Origin of the sequence: Rhodococcus sp. IEGM1339 (assembly GCF_050321925.1) — a bacterium.
Lineage (GTDB): Bacteria > Actinomycetota > Actinomycetes > Mycobacteriales > Mycobacteriaceae > Rhodococcus > Rhodococcus pyridinivorans.
Window position 1 is genome coordinate 157,012 of the sequence record NZ_JBNQFT010000006.1, and the last position, 7,324, is coordinate 164,335.

Sequence of the window (7,324 nt, forward strand, 5' to 3'; positions counted from 1 at the left end):
GTTTTGCGTTTCCCCGCGGGGCATGTGTAATGTTTCGATCCGGCGGTTCGAGAGCATCGAATCCCCGAGGAGGCGTGCCAGAGCGGCCGAATGGGACTCACTGCTAATGAGTTGTCCCCCTTACCGGGGACCGGAGGTTCAAATCCTCTCGCCTCCGCCAGTTGGTGTAGCCTCACCAACGACAATTGAATACACATGCGCCCGTAGCTCAACGGATAGAGCATCTGACTACGGATCAGAAGGTTAGGGGTTCGAATCCCTTCGGGCGCACACACGAAAACCCTCGCCGGTACTCCGGTGAGGGTTTTCTCGTATCTGGTTACGGAGTCGCCACGACACAGAATCGACACGGCTCGCTGACCGAGTTCATCGACATCTTTGTGGCTATCTTCACTCCGTGAGGGACGGCGCGTGACTCCTCGGACTACAGGAGGGTGTGTGCAAGATCGGCCATGGTCCAACAGGCAGATGGAGATTCTTGCCCAGTGCCTTCGTGACAATGTCGCGACACCGGAGGGCGCTCCCGACTACGACGACGTCATGATTTGGTACGACGAGCTGGCGGCAGAGGTCCACAGCATCGTCCATGCTCTGCCGTGGAAGACGATCTTGCCTTATTCATACTCCGAGGTGGACATCACTTATCGAGCGAAGACGATCGACACGCTCCGTGACAAGCTGGTCCGCCTGTCCTCTGGACCTCTGAGCAATATCGTTGATATTGCCGGCGTCCGAGTGGACGCCGAGATGACGCTGCATGAGCAGGACAGAGTCGCTGATGCCATCGCTCGGGCCTTCGGGATGGACCCCGTAAAGGCAGTGAAAGATCTACGTGTCGATCACCACAACGGTTACCGTGCCGTTCACGTCCATCTGAAGCTTCGGCGTGCGATGGCCGAGGTTCAAGTTCGTACACAACTGCAGAGCAAGTGGGCGAACACTTACGAACGGTTGGGCGACTTGGCCGGCCGAAGTATCAGGTACGAGCAAGTCATGGGGTCTGGTGGTTGGAGTGGGATTGCCTCGAAGCTTCAGCAGATCTCCTTGAATCAGATCCGGCTGATCGAAGAGGCGAAGGACAAGATTGCTGAGATGTCTCCTGATTCCGGCTATGTATGGAACAGTCTTGACGATCTGCCCGAAGAGGTTCGCGAGATCGGGTACAAGGTGCTGGAAGACGAAGCCGAACTCTCTACTATGCTCGACGATGTAGAGAAGCTGCTTCGAGACGCACAGCGGAAGGGGATGGAGCAGTGACGGCTTTCGTGATCGAGTACAACCGGAAGACTGCCGACCGGACGGTTACGTCATTCCCCGGCGTCGAGGGACGACGTGCTGCTATGCGTCGGCGTCTCGAGCTCGAGAAGTCTCGAACGGACAAGGATGTGGAGATCGTTTCGCTGGTGAGTGACTCCCTCGAGACGCTTCGTCGCACGCACTCCAGGTACTTTCAGGGTCGGGAACTGGCTGCGAACGCCTGACAGGCCAGGGTTCGATCCCCTCGGGCACACAGACCGAACCCTCACCGGGCCTGCCGGTGAGGGTTTTCTCGTTCGAGGGTTGCTTTTCCGGGTGCGCTCACGTGAGCTGTGTGATGATCCGCTCGGCGAAGTCCTCGATCGGCGCGCGGTACTGCTCGGCGGTGTCGACCCAGCCGTCGCAGTAGCGCGCGGCACGTCGGAGCGCCGGTCCGGATTCACCACCGCACAGGATCGGTACCGGGCTCGGCGGGTGGGGTTCGATGGTCATCTCGGGGATGTCGTAGTACTCGCCCCGAACGAGACCCATCCTCCCTTCCACAGTTCGCGCAGCGCCCGGATCATCTCGTTCAGCCGGGGCTCGCGATTGTCGAAGTCCTGGCCGAGCAGTTCGAACTCCTCGCGCATCCATCCCGCGGACAGTCCGATGGAGACCCGAGCCCCGGCGATCGTGGCGGCGGTGCCCACCTGCTTGGCGACCTCGAGGATCGGCCGGGACGGCGCGATGTAGACGTTATTGCCGAAGTGCAGGTTCTTCGTCACGGCGGCCATCGCTCCGATGAGCACCCAGGCGTCGGGCCACTCGGTCTCCGGCGACCAGAACGGCTTGCCGCTCTCGTGCCCGGGATGGACCGTCTTCAACTCCTTCGGGTAGATCAGGTGGTCCGAGACGAGCAGGCCGTGGAACCCGGCGTCGTCGAGCATGCGGGCGACGGTCGGCATCTCCGCGGTCTTCATGAATGCGGTCCCGCTCCAGAACTTCACTCGAATGCCCTCCGAATTCTCGATGCCCGCCGACGGTGAAAGAGTGACGTTTACATTCTCAAGAACAAGGTTCTATCAGAATGTGTGACCGCAATCATGAGGTGAAACGCCACCGTCTCCGGTTCCTGCGCTACGAGTGAACGTTCCGTCTTCGTTGCGAGTGGACGCTCCACCCGGAGTCGGGGACTCGATCGTTCGCGTCCCCGGTCGGAGATCTTGCCGGTACCGCGGGTGAAATCCGTCTATTGACGAGCCCGCTGGGGCGGAAGTAGATTTCGTACCACTCTCGAAAAGTTAACGACAATTCGCACGACGGTCCGGCAACGGCGGTCGCGCTCTGCGGGGAGAAGACATGGAACTTGCGTGGTCAGAAGCCGACGCCGCCTTCAGAGACGAGGTGCGATCGTTTCTCGAGGAGAAGCTGACGCCCGAACTGCGGCGGGCCGGCCGACTCGCGACGAGCGTGTACTCCGACCACGAAGCGAGCATGGAGTGGCAGCGCATCCTCCATGAGCGTGGTTGGGCGGCGCCGGCCTGGCCGGTCGAGTACGGCGGATGCGACTGGACGCAGACGCAGCACTACATCTTCAGCCGCGAGTCGATCCTCGCGGGCGCCCCGAACCTGTCGCCGATGGGCATCCGCATGGTCGCGCACGCGATCGTCGCCTACGGCACCGAAGAACAGAAGAGCTACTTCCTGCCCCGGATCCTCACAGGTGAGGTCTTCTTCTGTCAGGGCTACTCCGAGCCCGAGGCCGGCTCCGACCTCGCCTCGCTCAGCATGGCGGCGGTCGACGACGGCGACGACCTGATCGTCACCGGCAGCAAGATCTGGACCACGCACGCCACCGAGGCGAACTGGATGTTCGCGCTCGTGCGCACGTCGAAGACCGGTCGCAAGCAGCAGGGCATCACCTTCCTGCTCATCGACATGACCTCGCCCGGCATCGAGATCCGCCCTCTGGTCATGACGTCCGGTGAGGAAGTGCAGAACCAGGTCTTCTTCGACGGTGTGCGCGTCCCGAAGAAGAACGTGCTCGGGAGAATCGACGACGGCTGGACCGTCGCGAAATACCTGCTCGTCTTCGAACGCGGGGGAGCGGCGGCAGCGCCGGCCCTGCAGGTCATGGCCGAACGAATCGCCGAGGAAGCCGCCGAACAGCCCGGTCCGTCGGGTGGCAGGCTCATCGACGATCCGGCGTTCTCCGCCAAGCTCGCCGAGGCACGTATCCGCACCGACGTACTCGAGATCCTCGAATACCGCACTCTTGCAGCGTTATCCGCGGGCAAGAACCCCGGCCCCGCGTCGTCGATGCTCAAGATCCTGGGCACCGAACTCAGTCAGACGATCACCCAGCTGACCCTCGAGGCGGCCGGTCCGCGCGGCCGGGTCTACCAGCCGCACATCACCGCGCCCGGCGGTCCGGTGGCCGACTACGTGCCGCCCGCCGACGGTTACGTCAGCGGTGAGGAATGGCAGGCCGTCGCGCCGCTGCGTTACTTCAACGACCGCGCCGGGTCGATCTACGCCGGCAGCAACGAGATCCAGCGAAACATTCTCGCCAAAGCAGCATTGGGGCTCTGATGGATTTCGGTTTGAGCAAGGAGCAGGAGCTCCTTCGTGATTCGGTCACCAAGTTCCTCGCCGGTCGCTACGACCTGGCGCAAAGCCGGAAGGTCGCGACCACCGGCGAAGGTTGGCAACCGGAGGTGTGGCGGGCATTCGCCGAGGATCTCGGAATCCTCGGGGCCACGCTCCCGGAAGAGGTAGGGGGGATGGGCGGCGGACCGGTCGAGTTGATGGTGGTGTCCGAGGCGCTCGGGCACGCACTCGTCATCGAACCGTACGTCGACACGGTCGTCCTCGGGGGCGGGCTGCTCGGTCGTGCAGGGGTCGATCGAGCCCGGTCCGTCCTCGAGGCGATCGCTGCCGGTGAAGCCGTCACGGCGTTCGCCGCGACCGAGCCCACCTCCGGATACGTCTTCCACGACGTGTCCACCACCGCGCGTCGCGAGGGCGACGAGTGGGTCGTCGACGGTGAGAAGACCGTCATCACCAGCGCTCCGCTCGCAACGCACCTGCTCGTCACCGCCCGCACGTCGGGCGAGCGCACCGACACCGACGGCATCTCGCTGTTCCTCGTCGACTTCGACCCCACGAACCCGCCGACCGGTGTGGAGATCCACTCCTACCGCACGATCGACGACCGACGCGCCTCCGACATCGTCTTCTCGGGTCTGCGACTGCCCGCCGACTCGTTGCTCGGCGAGGAGGGCAGCGCATGGCCGTCCGTCTCGCGCGGCATCGACGAGGCGACCGCCGCCGTGTCCTCCGAAGCCGTGGGTCTGATGCGCAAGGTGCTCACCGACACCGTCGAGTACGCCAAGCAGCGTCAGCAGTTCGGTCAGCCCATCGGCAGCTTCCAGGCACTCCAGCACCGCATGGTCGACATGTACATGGAGGTCGAGCAGGCGGTGTCCGCCGTCTACCTGGCCGTTCTTCATCTCGACAGCGACGACGCCACGCGGGCACGCGCGGTCTCGGCCGCGAAGGCGACGATCAGCCGTGCGGCACGCTTCGTCGGCCAGAACGCCGTCCAGCTCCACGGCGGCATGGGCATGACGGAGGAACTCGCCGTCGGGCACTACTTCAAGCGACTGACCGCGATCGAGTACGAGTTCGGCACCGCCGAACAGCACGTCGCCCGGTACGCACAGCTCACGAAGGGCTGATCGGATCGGTCCAGGGGCCGGTGCGGAGGATCACCCCTGCGCCGGCCCTGTATCCGTTTCCGGCGGAGCCGACAGAGCATCCTCCACGCGCGTCGCGGCGACGACGGGATCCTCGTGCTCCCACACCCGCACCACCGCCCAGCCCGCGGCCTGCAAGCGCGCATCGGTGTCCCGATCGCGCTGCACGTTGGCAGCGAGCTTGGCCACCCACCACTCGGCGTTGTTCTTCGGGAACGTCGCATGCTGCGGGCAGCTGTGCCAGAAGCAGCCGTCCACGTAGACCGCGACCCGACGACGAGGGAAGACGAGGTCGGCCCGGCGTCGCATCCCCGGCAGAGGAGCGCGGTCGACGAAGAACCGCCGCCCCCGGCGATGCAGTTCCTTGCGCAACGCCACTTCGGGAACGGTGTCGCGTCGGCGTTGCCGGCTCATCCGCGCACTCGTACGCGGATCCGTCCCGGGCCGATCCGACGCCGCCATCACGGTGTCTTTCAGGCCGCCACTCGCGGGAAGCCACCCATGCGTTCGAGGTGGTTCTCGACGTCCTCGAGGAATCCGGGCAGGAAGCGCAGGTTGCCGGAGCGTGCGCGTCGGAGGAATCCTGCCGTCGCCCGCGCCGACAGCAGACGGGCGTCGAGGAGAAAACCGCCGAGGTCCTCGTAGGGAGCCTGGACGGGCCACTGCGACTCGTGCACGCGGAACGCCTGTCCGCGGGCGCCCCACGCGGCGGTCGGCCACGTGTCGCCCGGAAGCAGCGGGGTCTCGTGGTCGGAGCTGTACGCGATCGGGTTGTTCAGACGGTGGCCCACCCACGACGCCATCCGCACGCTGACGGCATTGCCGACCAGACGCCACCGGTGTCCGGCACGGACGCCGGGCGCCTCGACGGCAGGAGCCGTCCAATCGGCGTCGAAGCCCTGGAGTCTCTCCGCATCGGTCAGGCCGGGGGTGACGATCTCACCGGACGGCAGTCGCACGGCCGGAGGGCTGGCGATACCGAGCGTCGAACCGCCCTTGAGCGTGGGCACGGCGTTGACTGCCCATCCGAGACCGCGCACCCCCTCGGTCCAGTAGAAGCCGCAGGGGAACAGATCGGGATTGCCCTCCATGGGCATGCCGGCGTCCTGGCCGAACAACACCGTGCGGGGATCGTCCGTACGAGAGGCAACCATCAGGACGCGGTGCCGACGCTGGGGGAGACCGAAGGCGCGGGCATCGACGACGCGGTAGGCCCACATGTAGCCGAGCTCCTCGAGAGCGTCGGTGATGTGACGCATCGCCGCACCGCGACCGAGCTGCAGCATGAAGGGAACGTTCTCGACGACGAGCCAGCGCGGGCCGTTCTTACGCTTCACGAGACGGAACACTTCGTCGACGAGCCCGGACTTCGATCCCGTGATGCCGGCCGTGCGTCCGGCCTGGGAGAGGTCCTGGCACGGGAAGCCTGCGGCGACCAGTTCCGTATCGCGGGGGAGAGAGCGGAGACGCGTGACGTCCGGATGAAGCGGAACGCCGGGGAAGCGCGTACGTAGTACTGCCTGAGCACCCGGCTCGATCTCGCAGAGGAGTTCGGTGTTCCACCCGTGTCGCCCGAGTCCGAGCTCCAGACCGCCGATACCGGCGAACAACCCCACCATGTTCCCCGTCGACGTCACGGCACCCTTCCTCGCTCAGCTCAACGGTGAACGTTACTCGAGAAGTAGGACGATCCGTGAGCGGACGCGACGAGCACCACGATGGAGGGGTCGTCCTACCCCTCCGGTGAAGGGCTACGGGCCATCGAAACAGCCATTGAACTGGCGATTTGGTGTTCTGGGAGATGTTCGCGTAGCTTATTCCAGGTCAGAGCGACACGGACACCGACCCGGGCCGAGAGGAACGGGACAACGAGGTTGGACGAAGGCGCCTGCGAATGTGATGGCTACGAACCTTCTGGTAAGGTTTCGAGCCGCCCCTGGTTCCGAAAACCACACGGACTTGCGTTCGTGAGGATGAGGAAGTAGACTGGAACAGTTGCCTCAGAGCGGGTCGGACGTCAGTCCGGGGCGTGATGGTGTGTGCGTGTTCTTTGAGAACTCAACAGTGTGCCGATGAATGTCAGTGCCAAATAATATTTGGTGCGGCCACTTCACTTTTGTGGGTGGTTGTTGCTGGACATCGCATTCTTCCGTCTGCGGTGGTCCAGTGTTTGAGCTAGTTTGAGTTTTTTTGCTAGTGATTTGACTCTTTTGTCTTTGACTGATTGCCCCTTTTGGGGGTGATTGTGAGTCTTCAACGGAGAGTTTGATCCTGGCTCAGGACGAACGCTGGCGGCGTGCTTAACACATGCAAGTCGAACGATGAAGCCC

Annotated in this window: 5 protein-coding genes, 2 tRNA genes, 1 rRNA gene and 1 pseudogene; 6 read left to right on the plus strand and 3 right to left on the minus strand. The window is 64.0% G+C overall.

What is annotated here, in order from left to right:
• Positions 1 to 68: 68 nt before the first annotated feature.
• The 3 genes from ACQR3U_RS09640 (at position 69) to ACQR3U_RS09650 (ending at position 1,257) form a co-directional block, all read left to right on the plus strand.
• Positions 69 to 160, plus strand: a tRNA-Ser gene (locus ACQR3U_RS09640).
• Positions 161 to 197: 37 nt separating this feature from the next.
• Positions 198 to 270 (plus strand) — tRNA-Arg (locus ACQR3U_RS09645).
• A gap of 198 nt (positions 271 to 468) precedes the next feature.
• Positions 469 to 1,257 (plus strand): RelA/SpoT domain-containing protein, encoded by a 789-nt coding sequence (locus ACQR3U_RS09650; protein ID WP_230810418.1) that lies wholly within the window; start codon positions 469 to 471, stop codon positions 1,255 to 1,257.
• A gap of 321 nt (positions 1,258 to 1,578) precedes the next feature.
• Here the strand turns inward: ACQR3U_RS09650 and ACQR3U_RS09655 are convergent.
• A pseudogene (locus ACQR3U_RS09655) lies at positions 1,579 to 2,216 on the minus strand (LLM class flavin-dependent oxidoreductase).
• Between the two features lie 379 nt (positions 2,217 to 2,595).
• Between ACQR3U_RS09655 and ACQR3U_RS09660 the strand changes: the two are divergent.
• Both ACQR3U_RS09660 and ACQR3U_RS09665 read left to right on the plus strand, forming a co-directional pair.
• A complete protein-coding gene (locus ACQR3U_RS09660; protein WP_230810419.1) occupies positions 2,596 to 3,828 on the plus strand; it encodes an acyl-CoA dehydrogenase family protein in 1,233 nt (410 codons plus the stop codon).
• Positions 3,828 to 4,976 (plus strand): acyl-CoA dehydrogenase family protein, encoded by a 1,149-nt coding sequence (locus ACQR3U_RS09665; protein ID WP_064062008.1) that lies wholly within the window; start codon positions 3,828 to 3,830, stop codon positions 4,974 to 4,976. Before ACQR3U_RS09660 ends, ACQR3U_RS09665 begins: the two co-directional genes overlap by 1 nt.
• Before the next feature lie 30 nt (positions 4,977 to 5,006).
• Here the strand turns inward: ACQR3U_RS09665 and ACQR3U_RS09670 are convergent, their stop codons facing one another.
• Positions 5,007 to 5,456 (minus strand): very short patch repair endonuclease, encoded by a 450-nt coding sequence (locus ACQR3U_RS09670; protein ID WP_064062009.1) that lies wholly within the window; start codon positions 5,454 to 5,456, stop codon positions 5,007 to 5,009.
• An 11-nt stretch (positions 5,457 to 5,467) separates the two neighbouring features.
• On the minus strand, positions 5,468 to 6,613 hold the full coding sequence (locus tag ACQR3U_RS09675; RefSeq protein ID WP_006553523.1) for a DNA cytosine methyltransferase: 1,146 nt from the start codon (positions 6,611 to 6,613) through the stop codon (positions 5,468 to 5,470).
• Positions 6,614 to 7,247: 634 nt separating this feature from the next.
• Here ACQR3U_RS09675 and ACQR3U_RS09680 point away from each other — a divergent pair.
• Positions 7,248 to 7,324: ribosomal RNA gene (locus tag ACQR3U_RS09680) — 16S ribosomal RNA — on the plus strand; the annotation flags it as partial.